This window comes from Pseudomonas sp. RG1 (assembly GCF_025910115.1).
Classification (GTDB): Bacteria; Pseudomonadota; Gammaproteobacteria; order Pseudomonadales; family Pseudomonadaceae; genus Aquipseudomonas; species Aquipseudomonas atacamensis.
This window is the reverse complement of record NZ_JAPCIK010000023.1, coordinates 159637-177298: the sequence shown is the minus strand read 5'-3', so window position 1 is coordinate 177298 and position 17662 is coordinate 159637. Positions and strand designations below refer to the sequence as shown.

Annotated in this window: 15 protein-coding genes; 7 read left to right on the top strand and 8 right to left on the bottom strand. The window is 59.5% G+C overall.

Going from position 1 to position 17662, the window contains the following annotated elements; translation table 11 throughout:
* Positions 1-52 precede the first annotated feature (52 nt).
* Positions 53-1054, bottom strand: coding sequence for a FecR family protein (locus tag OK411_RS15345; RefSeq protein ID WP_264365286.1), 1002 nt, complete (start codon positions 1052-1054; stop codon positions 53-55).
* A gap of 153 nt (positions 1055-1207) precedes the next feature.
* On the opposite strand from OK411_RS15345, the gene OK411_RS15340 reads away from it, so the two are divergent.
* A complete protein-coding gene (locus tag OK411_RS15340; protein ID WP_071172382.1) occupies positions 1208-1477 on the top strand; it encodes a PepSY domain-containing protein in 270 nt (89 codons plus the stop codon).
* Between the two features lie 70 nt (positions 1478-1547).
* On the opposite strand, the gene OK411_RS15335 is transcribed toward OK411_RS15340, so the two are convergent.
* Positions 1548-6389: a dermonecrotic toxin domain-containing protein gene (locus OK411_RS15335; protein WP_264365285.1), complete on the bottom strand. Its 4842-nt coding sequence runs from the start codon at positions 6387-6389 to the stop codon at positions 1548-1550.
* A gap of 233 nt (positions 6390-6622) precedes the next feature.
* On the opposite strand from OK411_RS15335, the gene OK411_RS15330 reads away from it, so the two are divergent.
* Positions 6623-7651 carry an Ldh family oxidoreductase gene (locus tag OK411_RS15330; RefSeq protein WP_264365284.1) on the top strand — a complete coding sequence of 343 codons (1029 nt, stop codon included), beginning with the start codon at positions 6623-6625 and terminating at the stop codon, positions 7649-7651.
* Between the two features lie 201 nt (positions 7652-7852).
* Here the strand turns inward: OK411_RS15330 and OK411_RS15325 are convergent, their stop codons facing one another.
* Complete coding sequence (locus OK411_RS15325) at positions 7853-8170, bottom strand: DUF883 family protein (RefSeq protein ID WP_024012897.1); 318 nt, start codon at positions 8168-8170, stop codon at positions 7853-7855.
* A gap of 154 nt (positions 8171-8324) precedes the next feature.
* Here OK411_RS15325 and OK411_RS15320 point away from each other — a divergent pair, with 154 nt between their 5' ends.
* Positions 8325-8579 (top strand): hypothetical protein, encoded by a 255-nt coding sequence (locus OK411_RS15320; RefSeq protein WP_003224595.1) that lies wholly within the window; start codon positions 8325-8327, stop codon positions 8577-8579.
* Positions 8580-8585: 6 nt separating this feature from the next.
* On the opposite strand, the gene OK411_RS15315 is transcribed toward OK411_RS15320, so the two are convergent.
* The gene (locus tag OK411_RS15315) at positions 8586-9500 is read right to left on the bottom strand and encodes a LysR family transcriptional regulator (protein WP_125916216.1); all 915 of its coding nucleotides are present in this window, start codon (positions 9498-9500) and stop codon (positions 8586-8588) included.
* A gap of 84 nt (positions 9501-9584) precedes the next feature.
* Between OK411_RS15315 and OK411_RS15310 the strand changes: the two genes are divergently transcribed.
* Positions 9585-10508 carry a carbon-nitrogen hydrolase family protein gene (locus OK411_RS15310; RefSeq protein WP_217878176.1) on the top strand — a complete coding sequence of 308 codons (924 nt, stop codon included), beginning with the start codon at positions 9585-9587 and terminating at the stop codon, positions 10506-10508.
* Between the two features lie 137 nt (positions 10509-10645).
* On the opposite strand, the gene OK411_RS15305 is transcribed toward OK411_RS15310, so the two are convergent.
* Both OK411_RS15305 and OK411_RS15300 read right to left on the bottom strand, forming a co-directional pair.
* Positions 10646-11119: an LEA type 2 family protein gene (locus OK411_RS15305; RefSeq protein WP_125926863.1), complete on the bottom strand. Its 474-nt coding sequence runs from the start codon at positions 11117-11119 to the stop codon at positions 10646-10648.
* Positions 11120-11185: 66 nt separating this feature from the next.
* Positions 11186-12652 (bottom strand): nucleobase:cation symporter-2 family protein, encoded by a 1467-nt coding sequence (locus tag OK411_RS15300; RefSeq protein ID WP_217878174.1) that lies wholly within the window; start codon positions 12650-12652, stop codon positions 11186-11188.
* A 289-nt stretch (positions 12653-12941) separates the two neighbouring features.
* Between OK411_RS15300 and zapE the strand changes: the two genes are divergently transcribed.
* The 3 genes from zapE (at position 12942) to OK411_RS15285 (ending at position 15358) form a co-directional block, all read left to right on the top strand.
* On the top strand, positions 12942-14060 hold the full coding sequence (gene zapE / locus OK411_RS15295; RefSeq protein ID WP_217878172.1) for a cell division protein ZapE: 1119 nt from the start codon (positions 12942-12944) through the stop codon (positions 14058-14060).
* 17 nt (positions 14061-14077) lie between these two features.
* Positions 14078-14659 carry a DinB family protein gene (locus OK411_RS15290; RefSeq protein WP_136493382.1) on the top strand — a complete coding sequence of 194 codons (582 nt, stop codon included), beginning with the start codon at positions 14078-14080 and terminating at the stop codon, positions 14657-14659.
* A 201-nt stretch (positions 14660-14860) separates the two neighbouring features.
* A complete protein-coding gene (locus tag OK411_RS15285) occupies positions 14861-15358 on the top strand; it encodes a GNAT family N-acetyltransferase (protein WP_264365283.1) in 498 nt (165 codons plus the stop codon).
* 115 nt (positions 15359-15473) lie between these two features.
* Here OK411_RS15285 and OK411_RS15280 read toward each other — a convergent pair whose 3' ends face one another.
* Together OK411_RS15280 and OK411_RS15275 are read right to left on the bottom strand one after the other, a co-directional pair.
* The gene (locus tag OK411_RS15280) at positions 15474-15683 is read right to left on the bottom strand and encodes a hypothetical protein (RefSeq protein ID WP_136493381.1); all 210 of its coding nucleotides are present in this window, start codon (positions 15681-15683) and stop codon (positions 15474-15476) included.
* Between the two features lie 176 nt (positions 15684-15859).
* Positions 15860-17602 (bottom strand): phosphoethanolamine transferase CptA, encoded by a 1743-nt coding sequence (locus OK411_RS15275; protein ID WP_264365282.1) that lies wholly within the window; start codon positions 17600-17602, stop codon positions 15860-15862.
* Between the last annotated feature and the right edge of the window lie 60 nt (positions 17603-17662).

Below are 17662 nucleotides of genomic sequence, written 5' to 3'. Positions count from 1 at the left end.
ACAGTCGTCGCCTGAAACAAACGAAGGCCGCCTCCCGCAAGGGACGCGGCCTTCAGCTTTTCGGCGGGCGTTGCGGCATCGAATTGATTACCGGGTTGCCTTCCTTGTTGCGAGTCAGGTAGACCGGCAGCACTTTCGGCAGGCTGTTGGCGAGGTTGTTCATCTCTTTGATGTTGTAGACACCGCCCACGCGGATCGCGCCGGTACTGGTGTCGGCCAGCATCAACGGCTTGTCGAGGTAACGGTTGATCAGCGGCAGGGCGTCGTGCAGCGCAAGGTTGTCCAGTATCAGTCGGCCGCTGCGCCACGCCAGCGAGGTATCGCCGGGGTAGGTCTGACTGATTTGCGGTGCGTAATCGCCATGTCGGTAGCGTGCCTGCATCGATGGACTCAGGCGCAGGCCGTCGCCCGGCAGATCGCGATTGCTGCTCACCAACACCGAACCTTCGATCAGATTGACCCGAACCTGATCTTCGTACATCCACACATTGAACCGGGTACCGGTCACGCGGATCTTGCCGTCGCCGGCGCGCACCACGAACGGATGAGACGCGTCATGGCTGACATTGAAAAACGCCTCGCCCTTGTTCAGGGTGACGCGACGTTCATTCTTGTAATTGCTGAAAGTCAGGTCGGTGTTCAGGTTGAGTTCCAGCTGGCTGCCGTCACTCAGAGTGATCTGACGCACACTGTCGGTGGCGGCGTAATGCTGATAACTGTTGGGCACCCAGCCCAGACTCCAGCCGCTGTAGGCCGCGAGCGGCAAGCCGATAGCGCAGGCGCCGGCGATGACCGCGAACTTGCGCCACGAACGCAAGGGCTTGCGCTGCGCCGCGAGCGCCTCGGGTTCGGTTCGAGGCAGATCTCCGGCGACTTCCCAGATTTCCTGCATGGCTTCGTATTCAAAGGCGTGCAGCGGATGGGCTTCGTGCCAGGCTTCAAATGCGCGACGCTCCTCGTCCGTGCAGTCAGCGGCGTGCAAACGCATGCACCAGTGCGCGGCGGCATCGGTGATCGCATCGTATTCGGCTTCCGAGAGAGTGTCTTGGGTCATTGACTCGTCCTGATTTCGCTCATTCTAACCTCGCCGGCAGGCTGCCGAGAACATCCGTCATGGCATTTACCCATCAACGTGGAACTTATTTTTCCCTGTGGCGCCCAAAAAAACAGGAAGCAACTGCCTACTATCCATAAATGGAGTGAAAAAATGATCAAAAAGACATTCGCAGCCCTGATCGCCACTGCTGGTTTGCTCAGCGCCGGTGCCGCTCTGGCGGACAAGCCGGGCGCAGGCTGGATCACCATCGAAAAAGCCATCGAGGTCGCCAAGACCAAGGCCGGCTATGTCGAGGTCTATGAGATCGGCGCCGACAATGACGGCTACTGGGAAGGCGAAGGGCGCAAGGCCGATGGCAGTGTCTATGAGTTCCGCATCGACGGCGCCTCGGGCAATGTACTGCGGGACCAGAAGGATTAACCCAGCATAAGCACCGCTGATTGTTGTGTTGAACAATGCGCTGGCGCGACGTCAGCGCATTTTTTTGTCTTCACGGCAGCGCTTGCGAGGCTCCTGCCTGATCCGACCCCGGCGCCGCTGACGATAGAGGGGCGGGAAGCGGGTCGAGCTGGCGGCCCAGTTCACTGATGAGCAACGCGATCGAATCGGCGTTGGCGAGCATGACGTCAATCCTTGCATCTGCAGAATCAGGGCGGCAAAACGCCAGGCGTGCATCTGCTAGGTTTGTGGTGTTGGTAAGGCTGAGGATTTTTTGGTAATTGCCGGCATGCGCCGGCACTTTGTCCAGGTCGGTCCAGACCTGTTTGCCGGTCTTCTCCGCAAACAAGTGCTTGCCGTAGCGCGACAATAAGCTGCGATGACGTTCAATAGATTCCTTGGCATGTTTGCCCGAGGTCGTCCTCGTATCGATGAGGTCCAGATAAGGCGCCATGGCCTGTACGGCGACAAGATCGTCGCTGTCGCAAACCAGATGCGAGAGCTCATGGATCAGCGTTACAGCGCGGGCATGGGAATCAACATTGAACCGAGGGGGCAAATGCGCAGTGTATTTATCCAGTCCCGGGTTGAAAAACAGCTCAGTGAGATGAATGATTTTTCGTTTGTCCTGTTTGAAAACGAATGCCACGGTATTGCCACTGCCAGGTCCGTTCAGACCAGTAAAAAAGCGTTCGGTGTAGAGCAGATCGTCTTTCGGGTTCGTCAGTTCTCGGCAAACAGGAATAATCACCTTCTCGAATTTCCTGAGCAGCGTAGGCGTTATTACCGACACCTCGAAGAACTCCTTTAAAACTGTCTCTAACCGCGTGCCGGTAAGGTTGTCGCGCTGCGTAACGTAGTTATGCAGACAATTGACTGCGTATTCTCTTGCACGATTTACCGCTTGCTGTATCACGAACGCCCTGGCCGGATAGCGACGGTTGATCTGGGCCATGCCTCTGGCCTGGATATACATTTCTATGGAACGGTTTTCCTCGACTTCGTGTTGCACAGGGTCACGTTTTTTTGACCGGCAGCGATACACCTGCTGGCTGGTGCTTGCGACGACCAGACGGGAATTTTTCTCCTCGAGTGCCGGCCCCTGGTTGCCGTCTTTTTTGCGCAAATACCAGGTCTTTTCGACCTGGACCGTCGGATACACCTTGCCGGCAATAGCGGCGTATTTCTGCGTCGTCGACGAATCTCCATAGACCAGCTTATTGGCATCGAGCTTGAGGCTTTCCAGTGCCGTGCTGCTTTCGAAGGGCTGCAGATCCACGCGGGCGGGCGTTACCGGTGACACTTTTGCCCAGCGAGAGGCTGCTTGCACCGTCGTGGCTGTACCCTCAGGTGCGTGCGCTTCTGCGGCGAATTCGGTACTGACCGTTTCTGCCTCGCTTTCCCACGACAGACGTCCCAGGCTAAAGAGGGTAATCGCCCCTGCAATGAAGCTTTTCAGGGCGTTCGCCCAGTGGTGATCCTGCAGGCCTTCAGCGGAGGCCTTGAAATCCTGATAGCTGCGCCAAAGGAAAAATCCGCAGGCGAGTTTGCCCGGCAACACGTGCGGCACCAGGCGGACGCCGTGGCTGAACAGAAACTTCACTGCTTCCCAATCTGCCTGGGCGTTGATCTGTGGTTGGCTGCGCAGCATTTGTGGCAGAAGACTCAGGGTGTCTTTGTGCAACCGCTCAAGCACGTTGCCCTTTATGGGGGAGTCATGAAGGGTGATTTCACTGTTTTTGCCGATCGTTGTTTTCAACAGGCTCTTGAATACGGCCTGCTGCGCGTCAGGCAGACGCCGGATGAGCAAGTCCTGAAAGTGGCCGGGGGTATTGAGTGCTTCGATCAACTGCGCTTCGTTCTCGAACTCGCGAAATATCCATCTTGAGTAAGGCGCATAAAGGACCCGGGGCCCTGTTTGCCCTGCGCCCGGACCGAAGACATACAGTCCGAGCGCGTCTACGCAATCAGCGCCTGAAGTCTTGATCAACGATAGCGGACAAGCGATGGCGTGAGCACCGTCGACCATCGCCCGCGCTATCCCGTCCGGCATATCGAGGACCTGGCAGATATAGTCGTAGCCGGTATCGGAGAGTTGCTGTTGCAACTTCATCGAGTGGGCGTGCTGCATCAATTGCCAGGGCAGCTGGCGCAAGAACCGTTCTTTGCTGAGGCGTGCTGACGCGCTATCAGCTGTCAGCGCTTCGGTCACTTTTGCGGTGTAGGTAGTGGCAACGTCGAGAGATTGAAGCAGCTGCCGTACGGCGGACTGGCCAAAATCCTTCGGTAGTGCTGTCGCTGTTGTCGATGCCACTTTGAAACCGCTGTCCTGCACGACGTTGTAGTGATGCAAGCTAAACTCCAGCAAGTCACAGGCAGGGCCGGCCAGTGTCAGGTTGGGGGTGATCCGGATGTCCTGTGGCTTGAGGCCGTTGCCTGGAAATCGCGCATCGAGCAGTGTCTTGAGTGTCTGCTCGATATGAGTGGCCAGGGCCGGGGCCTCATCGAGGAAATCCTTGCCGTCGATGAACGCGCGGCGTAGTTCATCCAGCAACGCCAGTTGCGTGCGCTGCTCGGTCGCCGAGGCCATGCGCAACCAGTCGGGATAATCCAGATGACTGGCAAGGGTTCGTGCAAGGTCAACGGCGCGGCGCAGATTGGTATCGATTAGCGCGCTTTTCATTTGCTCAAGGTAAGTCTGCAGCGTGTCCGGGTCCTTGATACAAACGCGCAGCTCTTCTGAATCGGCAAGGAAGTGTTCAATGCCCGATTGCATGCGATTGCTGGAAACCCGGTCTTCAATCAATTGAAAACTGCCCAGGGTGTATTGCTGGTCCAGTCGACGTTGAGCCCTTGGCAGATTTTCCAGCAGCGTATGACTCTGGTTGTTGTCATCCAGGCGTTGTTGCAATTGCTTCTGCGCGACGGCGATATTCTCGAACTGTTCCAGCCCCGTGGCCGGTGTCCACAGGATGGCGCGTCCGGAATGCTGGTCATCCATGCCGCCGCGCTCGGTCAGAAGCACGCAGTGAGCGAGCGGCAGCGCACCTTTGAACTCGGCACAGGTGAGGGTGAGCGACCATGCATCGGGGCGAAAACCATTGAGTGACTGGCGCTCCCTGCGTGTCGGATGCGTGGCATCGAACACGGTGTCGACGATCTTTCGCTCCGCCTCCAGCCATGACCCGCTGAGACTGCGCAGGTAGGCCTCACCGCGCAGGCCATCTTCGAACGCCTGGGCCAGTTTCCACAGAATGCCTTCCAAAAAGACGCGCTGTTCGGCGCTGTGCGCGGTCGGCTGGTCTTTAAAGTGGCTGGTCAGATTATCCAGCGTCCGTCCCAGACTCGTCGCCTGCTGCGCAGCCTTGTCCGCTTGCACGAGTGACGATGGCGGAGTGCTGGTGAATAACGGACGGGTACTCCAGCGCTGATTGAGATCGAGCTTGAGCAATCGTTCATGAATCATCGAGCGGATATCCAATGCCTTATCAAAGAGTGCATGGATATCGGTGGTGCGTTTGCTCTGACGAAAGCGCTGCAACACGAATTCAATGTTCTGGCGTTGTTTGGTGATGATGGTCTCGAACAGCGTCGTCATGATCTCACCGCCAATGTTTTCCCCGGATACCTGTGCGTTAGCGAAGCCAAGGTAGCGATTGCGCTCTTGCAGATTCATCAGCCCGTACAGCTCATCTTCGTGCCCGGCTGCCCGCAGTTTGGCGGTCAGTGTCTGTTTGAGGTCGGCGTAGTCGGTGAGCACCTGCAGGCCCTGGCTGGGCGTATAGAGATAAGCCTTGTCATGATTGATCATCAGCGAACCGGCCAGCTCGACACAGGCTGTCTCTTCGCTCAGGCACACGGTTTCGAACGTCGGCCGCCGCACCGCAACGCTTGGCTCACGGACCAGACAGTGCAGGGCGTCGAATTCGCTGGCAGTGAGGATCTGCGTTTCGCGCTTGATCATCAGATCGGCTCGGGCTTGATCCTGTAGCGTCTGGCTGAAGAAAGTACGTCTGGGCGAGCCCTCGAATGAAGCGCCATTCCAGTAGATCTCAAGCTGCCGAAACAACAGCATGGTCAATTTTCCCGATGCGGACTCGATCGCATGGGTCCAGGCAGACTGATCGTCTTCGCTGACCGGACGAGCAGGATGGGTAAATTCCACGGTCTGACCGTGCGGCCAGCCTTGGCGATGAAAGTGCAGCAGCAGCGCCTCACTGAGCGACAGCGAGTCGACCCACTGTTTGTCCGCAGAGGAGGACGTCGAATAAAAACCGACCCGGGTTAGCGACTGTTGCAACGCGGCAAAATGCGCTTCGAGCAGTTCGTCGAGAATCTTTTCCAGCAACGTTGCAAGGGATGGCAGGCGTTTGAGCTCGTCCAGCAGGTCACGGGCGCACCTCTCCAGGGATTCTCCGATAGCCGCTTGCTGGTCCTCGAACACATCGCCTTCGATGGTTTCGCAGGTCAGGGTAATCTCGCGTTTTTCCACCAGTTCCTTGCGCAGCGAAACCGAGAGGAAAGCCAGCAGATCATCAGCTTCCCCGGCATTGTCGAGGCGTGTCTGCAGGGCGGCCGTCAGTGCTTGGCGGTCAGCGAATTTTTTCAGGCCATCGTAGGGCGTATAGAGAAACACGCCGTTGTCATCCGGCCCTGCGCTGAGCATGAAGCTGCCCGCCAGCGACACGGCCTGTTGCTTGTCGGCGTTGAGCAGGATGCGTTCGGCCAGCATCGGCGGGGTTTGCTTGTTGCGCAGCGATTGCGTCGCCAGTTGCGCATGGGCAAGCCAGTCGAAGTCTTTGCTGTGGAGACCGTGTGCCGGACCCAGGGCAGCATGCAGGCCGGGTGAATCGAATATCACTGGAAACAACAGCGGGGCAGTCGGGGTGGACATCATTGCAACTCTGAACGGGGCGCCATCGGGCTGGAACTCAACAGTAGATGCGCAGACTGGAGCACTTGCGGTAGATAGTTACCGCACACGCTGACCGTGAAATGTGCATCTGGGCGCGCCAGCGGATGCCGATCAATCGAAGGGTTGACAGCTGGCAGCTCGGGCGCGGTTAATCGGTGGGCAAATTCGACCGTACGCTGTTGTTCCCTCCAATAATCATTCTGGAGCTTCAGATGTCTGCGCTACACGATCCTGGCTCGTCCACAGTGTCCCTCGAGACACTGACGCAACTGCTTGAAACGATTTTTCTGCGCCACGGCACTTCCAGCGACGTCGCCCGGGTGCTGGCCGCCAACTGCGCCAACGCCGAACGCGACGGCGCCCACAGTCATGGCGTGTTTCGCATCCCCGGTTATGTCTCGACGCTGAAAAGTGGTTGGGTCAATGGCCATGCGGTGCCCCAGGTTGAAGACGTCGCGCCGGGATTTGTCCGGGTTGATGCTGGCAACGGTTTTGCCCAGCCAGCGTTGGCAGCGGCCCGACCACTGCTGATCGAGAAGGCACGTCATGCCGGGATCGCGGTGCTGGCGATCCGCAACTCGCACCATTTCGCTGCTTTGTGGCCGGATGTCGAGCCCTTCGCCGACGAAGGTCTGGTCGCGCTGAGCGTGGTCAACAGCATGACTTGCGTGGTGCCCCATGGCGCTGATCGGCCATTGTTCGGCACCAATCCGATTGCCTTCGCCGCGCCAAGGGCCAACGCCGCGCCGATTGTTTTTGACCTGGCCACCAGCGCCATTGCCCATGGCGATGTGCAGATCGCCGCGCGCAAAGGTGAAAAACTCCCGGTCGGCATGGGGGTCGACAGCCTCGGCCAACCGACCCAGGACCCCAAGGCGATTCTCGAAGGCGGCGCGTTGTTGCCGTTCGGCGGGCACAAAGGCTCGGCGCTGTCGATGATGGTCGAGTTGCTGGCGGCGGCATTGACCGGCGGCAATTTCTCATTCGAGTTTGACTGGTCCAACCATCCCGGCGCGAAGACACCATGGACCGGCCAGCTGTTGATCGTCATCGACCCGAGCAAAGCGGCGGGGCAGAACTTCGCCCAGCGCAGCGAGGAACTGGTGCGGCAGATGCACGGGGTCGGGCTCAAGCGTTTGCCGGGGGATCGGCGGCATTTGCAGCGTGCCCGCTCATTAGCGCAGGGCATCACGCTGGATGAACAGACGCTGGGGCAGTTGCGGGAGTTGGCGGGGGAGTGAGTCTTTTGTTGTTCTGACATTGCAGTGACAAGGTCGAAAGCCCCTCACCCTAGCCCTCTCCCGGGGGGAGAGGGGACTGACCGCGTGGTTTGGGCGAGGTACGCCGACTTGGGATACCCAGGTGAATTCAGTAATGGAAAAGCAAAGCGGTGGGCATAAAAAAAGCGAACCCTGAGGTTCGCCTTTTTCTGTGCGCCTGACTCAGCGACGGCCGAGCAGCAGGCCCACCACCAGGCCGAAACCGGCTGAGACCGCCACGGTTTGCCAAGGGTGGCCACCGATGTAGTTCTCGGTGGCTTCAACAGCGGGTTTGGTGCGGTCGCGCACGCTCGACACCGAATCCAGTGCCAGCTGCAGCTTCTGGGCGATTTGTGCGCGCAGCGTTTCTGCTTCTTCGCCTACCAGTGAAGCGCTGCTCTTTAGCAGTTTGTCCGATTCTTCGATCAGAGCCTGAAGCTCGCTGAAAGCTTGATCCTTGATTTGCTCTTCGGCAGCTTGCGAGGCGGTTTTACGGGCCATTGGGTGACTCCTTGCAGGTGAATGGACAGTGACCAATGGAGTGTAGCGGCAGGCGAAAAGTTGCATGTCATTCGCGGACAAGGGAAAAACCTGCACCGGAGATTTGTGCCGAGCGTGTAAGATGTCGCCATTTTACGCAGCAGGATAAATCCCCATGAGTTTCAATCTGGCCGACAAATCCCTCGCAGAGCGCGCAGCGCTGGAAGACGAGAAATCCCGTCTGTTCGAACTCTGGCAGAACAATCTGGGCAAAGCCAAAGGCGAAGCCGCGCGCCTGTTTGGGGAGCGCTCCAAGCGCAAGGGCAAATGGGCCGAGTGGGTCCGCGCCGAGCTGGACGGCATGTCGCCGCCGGAGTTCGCCAACATGGTGCGCAGTGAAGTCAATCGCCTGATGGCGGCGAACAAATAATCAGTTTCACCCCTGGCTGAACGTGGCGGCAATCGCCTCACGAACCTTGACCAGCACCGGATCGATCTGCGTGCTGGTGCGCCAGCCCAGTTCCACCGGATAGCGCGGTAAAGCCAGAGGGCAGGGCAGCAGCGCCAGCCCGCTCAGCGCCGCGATACTTGCGGCGGCATGGGCCGGGATCGTCGCCACCGCCTGACTGCCCTTGAGCAAAAAGGGCAGTGCAGCAAAATGCGTGGTCGACGCGCAGACTCGGCGGCTCAAACCCACTGCCGCCAATCCTTCATCGGTAATGCCGATAAAGCCGCCCGACGACACCAGAATGTGCTCGCGTTCAACGAACTCCTGCAACTCGATCTGCTGCTGGCCTGGCGCGAGACTGCTCGGGTCGACCAAGCACGCATATCCGCCTTCCCCCAACACCTGACGGCTGAGCAGGCGCTCGGCAAATCCTCCGGCAGTGATCGCCAGGTCGATGCTGCGCTCCATCAGCGCACGGGCGACGATCTGGCTGTGGGTCTGGCGGAATATCAGCCGCAGCTTCGGCGCACGGCGGGCGATTTCCTCGATCAAGCGGCGCCCGTAGGCAATTTCAAAATCATCTGACAGACCGATCGCCACCGAGCGCCCCTCGTACTGATTGGCCGCAGGATCTAGCATGGCCAGACTTTGCCGGCATCTGTTCAGGGCATCGCTGATCACCGGTTTCAACTGATTGGCTTGCAGCGTCGGCGCCAGACCGCGCCCGGTGCGCACGAACAACTGATCGCCATACACCTCACGCAAACGACGCAACGCCGCGCTGACTGCCGATTGCGTTACGCCCAGGCGCAGAGCGGCGCGGCTGGCACTGGATTCATCGTGCAGTGCTTCGAAGACTTTCAGCAGGTTGAGGTCGATGTCGGCGATATTCATTTGGCTCATATCATTCAGCAGTGGGTAGGGCTTTATTCATGATCGCGTGAGGCTGGAGAATCGGCAACACCTGAACCTGATGGAGTAAACACGATGGCCAAATCCATAGTTGCGGCGTTGCAGATCGGTGCCTTGCCCGGTGGCAAAGGCGAAACCCTTGAACAGATCCTGAGCTGGGAAGACGCAATCCGCGACTCCGGTGCTGCGTTGGTGGTGATGCCGGAAGCCTTGCTCGGTGGTTACCCGAAAGGCGAAGGTTTCGGCACCCAGTTGGGTTATCGACTGCCCGAGGGGCGCGAGGCCTTCGCGCGGTACTTTGCCAACGCCATTGATGTGCCTGGCGCCGAAACTGAGGCGCTGGCCGGATTGTCAGCGCGCACCGCGGCCAATCTGGTGATCGGCGTGATCGAGCGCGCCGGCAGCACGTTGTATTGCACGGTGCTGTATTTCGATCCGCAGGCCGGGCTGCTCGGCAAACACCGCAAGCTCATGCCCACCGGCACCGAGCGACTGATCTGGGGCAAGGGTGACGGCTCGACGCTGCCAGTGTTCGACACCCAGGTCGGCAAGCTTGGCGCGGTGGTGTGCTGGGAAAACATGATGCCGCTGCTGCGCACGGCGATGTATGCCAAGGGCGTGGAGGTCTGGTGCGCGCCGACCGTTGACGAGCGCGAGATGTGGCAGGTCAGCATGCGCCACATCGCCCATGAAGGCCGCTGCTTCGTGGTCAGCGCCTGTCAGGTGCAGGCCTCGCCGAATGCGTTGGGGGTGGAGATTGCCAATTGGCCCGGGGATCGACCGTTGATTGCCGGCGGCAGCGTGATCGTCGGGCCGATGGGCGATGTGCTGGCTGGACCTTTGCGTGGCGAGGCGGGGTTGCTGACGGCGCAGATCGACACCGATGAACTGATCCGCGCGCGGTACGACTACGATGTGGTCGGCCACTATGCGCGGCCGGATGTGTTCGAGTTGACCGTTGATGAGCGCGCGAAGCCGGGGGTGCGGTTCAATACCTGACCTTGAAGCTTGCAAAGAACCTGTGGGAGCTGGCTTGCCAGCGATGGGGCCATGTCAGTCGACATCTTTTTGGCAGATGCACCGCTATCGCTGGCAAGCCAGCTCCCACCGGGATCGGTGCCCGATCAGAAAACTTTTTACCACGTCGCCGCACTCGCTTTAGGCAGGCTCAACTTGCCGCTGTCGGTAAAGCGCATCGTGCCAAACAATCCGCCCGCCAGTTTGCCGCGCAGCACGTAGGGCAGGTTGTCGAGGCTTTGCGTCTGGCTCAGGCCCAAGGTCTGGCGCAGGAACGAGAACGCCGAGACGCTGACCGGCACCGTGACAATGGCTTCAGAGAAACGCGGGATTGAGCCGCTCTGATCGCTCACACCCGAAGCCAGCGAATGACCATTGACCTCCAGATCCAGGGCGATGCCGTTGTAATCGATCGCCGTTTCATTGGGGTTCTGCACGCGCAGCTTGATCGCGAAGCGTACTTCCAGTTCCTGACTGGGCAACGGTTCGAGGCCGACCACGTTGATGTTCACCGGGTCGCGATTGGGAAACAATGCGCAGGCACTGAGCGACAACAGCAGAAGCGACAGGAAGACGGCGTGGAGGCGGCGCATAAAAATCTCTCGACAAAAAAGGGCTGAACCGTCGCCGGTGCAGCCCTTTTTTTTCGAGGCGTGACGTCAGCGGTTCATCTGTGCGACAGCCGCCGCTTGGCCGGGTTCACCTTTGCCGGTGACGTCGGGGTTTTCCATGACTTGCAGGATCGAAGCTTCCGGGTCGAAGTCGTCTTCTTCCAGCTCGATGAATTCCTCGGGCAGGAAGATGTTCAGCACGATAGCGCACAACGCGCCAACGGTGATCGGCGATTCGAAGATGTTGCGCAGCGCTTGCGGCAGTTCGCGCAGGACTTCCGGCACCGCTGCGATGCCCAGGCCCATGCCCAGCGAGATCGCCACGATCAGCATGTTGCGTCGATGCAGGCCGGCCTCGGCGAGGATCTTGATCCCGGCCACGGCGACGGTGCCGAACATTACCAGCTCAGCGCCGCCCAGCACCGGTTTCGGCATCAATTGCAGCACCGCGCCGATCATCGGGAACAAACCGAGCAACACCAGCAGCCCGGCGATGAAAAACGCCACGTAGCGGCTGGCCACACCGGTCAACTGGATCACGCCGTTGTTCTGCGCAAAGGTGACCATCGGCATGCTGTTGAACACTGCCGCCATGGCCGAGTTGAGACCATCGGCGAGCAGGCCGGATTTGATGCGACGGATGTACAGCGGGCCTTTCACCGGTTGCCGGGAGATCATCGAGTTGGCGGTCAGATCACCGGCAGCTTCCAGCGGCGACACGAGGAAAATCACCGCCACCGGCACGAACGCCACCCAATCGAAGTTGAAGCCATACTTGAACGGCACCGGCACGCTGACCAGCGGCACCTCGGGCATCGAAGCGAAATCCACCGTGCCCATCAGCCATGCCACCACGTAGCCGAGGGTCAGGCCGATGACGATCGCGCCCAGGCGCAGAAACGGCACGTCGACACGGTTCAACACAACGATGGTACCGATCACCAGCGCCGCCAGAAATACGTGACTGGCCGCGCCCAAGTCAGGCGCGCCGAAGCCGCCGGCGATGTCGGTCATCGCCACTTTGATCAGCGACAGGCCCATCAGCGTGATGATCGTGCCGGTCACCACCGGCGTGATCAGCATGCGCAGTTTGCCGATGAACTGGCTGAGCACCACTTCGATGAACGCGGCGAAGAAGCACACGCCGAAGATCGTCGAGAGGATTTCGTCAGTGCCACCGCCACGCGCCTTGACCATGAACCCGGCGCTGAGAATCACACTGATAAAGGAGAAACTGGTGCCTTGCAGACAAAGCAGACCGGAACCCACCGGGCCAAAGCGCTTGGCCTGGACAAAGGTGCCGAGGCCGGAGACGAACAGCGCCATGCTGATCAGGTAGGGGATTTCACTGTGCAGACCGAGGGCGCCGCCCATGATCAAGGTCGGGGTGATGATGCCGACGAAACTCGCCAGTACATGCTGCAACGCGGCGAACACCGTGGCGGTCAGGTGCGGACGGTCGTTTAGGCCGTAGATCAGGTCGTTGTTGCGCGGGGTTTTGTCAGAGGCGGTCATGGTGATGTGCGCGCCGCAAGGCGGGGCCGGGTCAGAAAATGGGTGCGCAGAATGCCGGAAGAGGGCGGCGAGGGCAACGAGCAATAACTGCCTGAAAGGTCAGGTTTTACCGCCTCTCCCTTGTTCTGATCGTTCCCATGCTCCGCGTGGGAATGCAGCCCGGGACGCTCCGCGTCCCTTCCGGAGCTGGAACGCGGAGCGTCCCTTGAGGCATTCCCACGCAGAGCGCGGGAACGATCAAACGTGCCTCGACCGGCAATGGAAAAGCGCCCGTGGCATACTCCCGCGCATGACTTTCGACTCCCCCCTCAGTGCCTGGCAATACGCGGTCGACCACAAGGGTTTCATCCAGGATGAAGCCCAGGAACACGCGGTCTGGGCCTTGCAAAAATGCCATGAAGCCTTGCACGCCGGCGCCCGTTCGGTCAGCGGCGTGTACCTGTGGGGGCCGGTCGGTCGTGGCAAGACCTGGCTGATGGATCAGTTCTATCAGAGCTTGCGGGTGCCAGCGCGGCGTCAACACTTTCATCACTTCATGGGCTGGGTGCATCAGCGTTCGTTTCAACTCAGTGGCATCGCCGATCCGTTGCGCGCTTTGGCCAAAGAGCTGGCCGGCGAAGTGCGCGTGCTGTGCTTCGATGAACTGTTCGTCAATGACATCGGCGACGCGATCATTCTCGGCCGGCTGTTTCAGGTGATGTTCGATGAAGGCGTGGTAGTGGTCTGCACGTCCAACCTGCCACCGGATGATCTATACGCCGACGGCTTCAACCGCGACCGTTTCACGCCGGCGATTGCGGCGATCAAGGCGCACATGACCGTGGTCGCGGTGAATGGCGCCGAGGATCATCGCTTGCATCCGGGGACGATCGAGCAGCGTTATTTTGTTCGCGCGGATGATTTACCGAGCGCACTGGAGGCCGTGTTCAAATCGCTGGCTGCAGATGAGACTGTCAGCGAGGAGCCAGTGGCCGTGGGCCACCGCACACTCAACGTGGTGCAAGCCAGCGAATCCGTGCTGTGGTGCCGCTACAGCGATCTGTGCGAGCAACCTTTCGCCGCCATGGACTTCATTGCCCTGTGTGATCGCTACCGGGCTATTCTGTTGAGCGAAGTGCCGAACCTCAGCGCACAAAAACGCGAAGGACGTATCGCACGCGGTACCGAAGACGGCGCTGCGCGCGTGGTCGCCGGCGACCGGGAATTGCCACAGTTGTCGGTGCATGATGACGGCGTTCGCCGCTTCATCGCTCTGGTCGACGAATGCTACGACCGCAAGGTGCCGCTGTACGTCGAGGCAAGCGTACCGATGGACGCGCTGTACACCGAGGGCTATCTGGAATTCCCGTTCCGCCGCACCCTCAGCCGTTTGCAGGAGATGCAGTTGCAGCGTTTCGCCGAAGCTTGAAAGAAGAGGGCGCCGACATGAGTCAACCGTTGTCCCATCATTTGCTGACCATGGCCTACCAGAATGCCTGGGCCAACCATCGCCTGGCCAAGGCCTGGACCCGGCTCGATGCCACTGAACTGGCGGCGCCCCGGGTGAGCTTCTTCCCCAGCATCCGCCTCACGCTTAATCACATCCTCACCTGCGACTGGTTCTACGTCGACGCGCTGGAGCGCGAATTGCGCGGGGACGAGCCGCACCCGGATTGCTACGTTTTCTTCAATGCAGACGAGCCGTTTACCGATGCTGCGGCGCTGCGTGCCGAACAGGCCCGCGTTGATCGCCGGCTGATCGCCTATTGCGAGCAACTGCGCGATGCCGATCTGCCAAGAATCGTCACTATCGCTCGCGACGAACCGCAACATGACAGCCGCCTGCGCATGCTTTCGCACCTGTTCGAACACCAGATCCATCATCGCGGCCAAGTCCACGCCATGCTCAGCGGCACGACGGTCAAGCCACCGCAACTGGATGAGTTTTTCTGTGTTGGCGAAAGCGCATTGCGCGCCGAAGACTTCGCCGAACTGGGCTGGACTGAAGAGCTTATCTGGGGCCACTGACCGCGAAAGATCGCAGCCTCGTTGCACTCGTCAACTCCTACACATATCGGACCGTAGGAGCTGACGAGTGCAACGAGGCTGCGATCTTTTGATCTTCAGCTTTTCAAGTTGCCCTCTCAGGCGCACCCAAGCTAATGTCCCCGCTAGGCCTTCCAGCTAGCAACTTGCGCGCCGGGGCTTTTTGCTTAATCGGGGATGGAAATGGATTCCGCAGAAATACTCGTACTTCAGGCCAGTTACAGCAACCCGGTGCACGCCGAAGCCATCGGCATCGTGCTCAACCACTACGCCGAAGATCCCATGGGCAGCGGTCACCCGATCGCGCCTGAACTGCTGCAACGCCTGCCCGAAGAACTCGCCCGCCGCCCGCATGCCTTCAGCGTGCTGGCCTTTGTCGGCGGCGAACCGGCCGGGCTGGTCAACTGTTTCGAAGGCTTCTCGACCTTCGCTTGCAAACCGCTGGTCAACGTTCACGACGTCGCCGTGGTCGGCAAATTTCGCGGCCTGGGGCTCAGTCAGAAAATGCTGCAGAAGGTAGAAGAAATCGCCCGTCAGCGCGGTTGCTGCAAAATCACCCTGGAAGTGCTGGAAGGCAATGCGGTGGCGCAGGGTTCGTATCGCAAATTCGGCTTTGCACCGGGGATGTTCAATCCGGATCACGGGCGGATGCTGTTCTGGATAAAGGACTTGCAGGCCTGAAGGCGCCTCACCGCAAATCACCAACATAAAAAAAGGCGCCCCAATGAGGGCGCCTAACTGTCATCTCCCGGGCCAGAGCGGAGCCACGGAAGGTTCATCGGTTGCTCGGTAAAATTCAGTCGCGATAAGACTCGGTCACCTGGGCCGTCTGGTCAGCAGGGACGCGAATTTCTTTCGCACTGGCGTCGGCCTTTTGCTCGCCTTGCGCGTGCTGGACCGGGAAATTGTCGTAGTAATAACGCATGCGCTCGGCACCGCCTTCAGCGAAGGCGCTGGTGGAGCCGAGGGCGAGCAGGGTGGTGAGGATGATAGTGGTGGTTTTCATGGTGCCTCCTACTGAACAAGTGGGAGTCGGTTCGTCCGTGAAGCAGACCGCGAAAGAAGTCTGCGTCGAGGCCATTAACAATGGGTTAACGCTGGTTCAGCGCAAATATTGCGGCGTATTACAGAAACAATGCGGTCGATAGGCACAAAAAAGGGCCTTCTCGGCCCTTTGTCGTTTTACTTCTGCGCTACTTCCGCCGGATCCGGGTGCTTTGGCTTCATCAAACTGAAGTCAATCAACGCCCGCCGCGGTGCCTGATACGGGTCGCCAATCAGCAGCTTGCGCGGTACGAAGCTGTCGCTGACCAGGCTTTTGTTGCGATCCAGTTCATCGGAGCTCAACCCGGCCAAGTCTGCCCAGGTATGAATGAGCTGTGAGCTGCTGTACGGGCGGCTGAGGTCGCCGGCGAAGTTCCAGTCATGGTTTTCCTTCCACTTCGGCGAGGCCCAGGCCATGAACGGGATGGTGTACATCGGCGCGGTCGGTTTGTTTTCGTTGCGGCCCAGCGTGCCGTGGCCGGCGGAGTCGAAGACATCCTCACCGTGGTCGGACAGGTACAGCAGGAAGCCATTCGGGTCGGTTTTGGCGTAGTCCTTGATCAGGCTCGAGACCACGAAGTCGTTGTACAGCACGGCATTGTCATAGCTGTTGTAGGTCGGTACCTGATCGTCACGCACGCCAGCCGGAACGCCCTGGCGATCCTTGAACTTGTCGAACGTCGGCGGATATCGGTACTGGTAGCTCATGTGCGTGCCGAGCAGGTGCACGACGATAAGTTTGCGTTCAGCCGGATCAGTCAGGGCCTTGTTGAACGGCTCGATGACGTCGCCATCGTATTGCGCCGAGTTCTGGTTGCGGTTGTTGTTCAGGTAAACCTGCTCGTCAGCCTGTTCGGAGAAGGTCGTGAGCATGGTGTTGCGCTTGGTCATGGTCTGCTGGTTGGTGATCCAGAAGGTCTTGTAACCGGCCTGTTTCATCACGCTGACCAGCGATGGCGTCGACAGGTACAGATCCGGGTTCTGCTCATCGGCGAAGGTCAGCACTTGCTGCAGCGCTTCGATGGTGTAAGGGCGCGGGGTGATGACGTTGTCGAAAACCGCCAGTTGATCCTTGAGCTTGTCCAGTTCCGGCGTGGTGTTGCGCGGGTATCCGTAAAGACTCATGCGCTGGCGGTTGGTCGACTCGCCGATCACCAGCACCAAAGTCGCCGGTTGCCCGGCGGAGGCGTCCTTGAGGTTTTTCAGCGGCGGGATCTTGCTGGCACTGTCGAGCATGCCTTGCATGTCCCCCAGCGTTTCCAGATAGCGGTGATAGGCCACAGCCATCTGCCAAGGCACGGCAGGCTCGATACGGGTTTCGAATTTCTCGAAGCCTTCAGCGAAATTGCCCATGCGCATGGTTTGTTTGATCAGCGGATAACCGGCCACGGCGATGACAATCGCCGTGGCCGCTACCAGCGCGCGACCACGGGGCATGTACACCGGGCGCAGGCGCGTCCACAGAAAGTAGGCAAACGCGGTATGGGCGAGGAACGCCGGGATCATCCACCAGGCGAAATACTGGGTCATGTACTCGCCGGCTTCCGACACGTTCGACTCGAACATGATGAAGATGACGCTCTGCGAGAATTCCTGCTGATAAATGAAGAAGTAGCCGAGGCTGGCCATCGAGCAGGCCCACAGCACCACACCGATGATCGCCGCGAGCAGGCGAGTCTGTTTGGGGAACAGCAGCATCGGCGCCAGCCACAGCGCGCTCATCACGAATGCCTGACGAAATCCGGTGAAGCCGGACGTGCCAGTCAGCTGGATCAGCAGTTGGGTTATACCCGAGAAATACCAGAAGAAGACGAACAGCCAGATGAATCCGGCCCAGTCGAAACCGGTCGCAGTCGTTTTGCTGCGTTTGAACAATGCCATTCAGCGCTCCAGCTCAATCATCAGACCCACGCCGGAAACGCTTCCATGACACCGACGAAC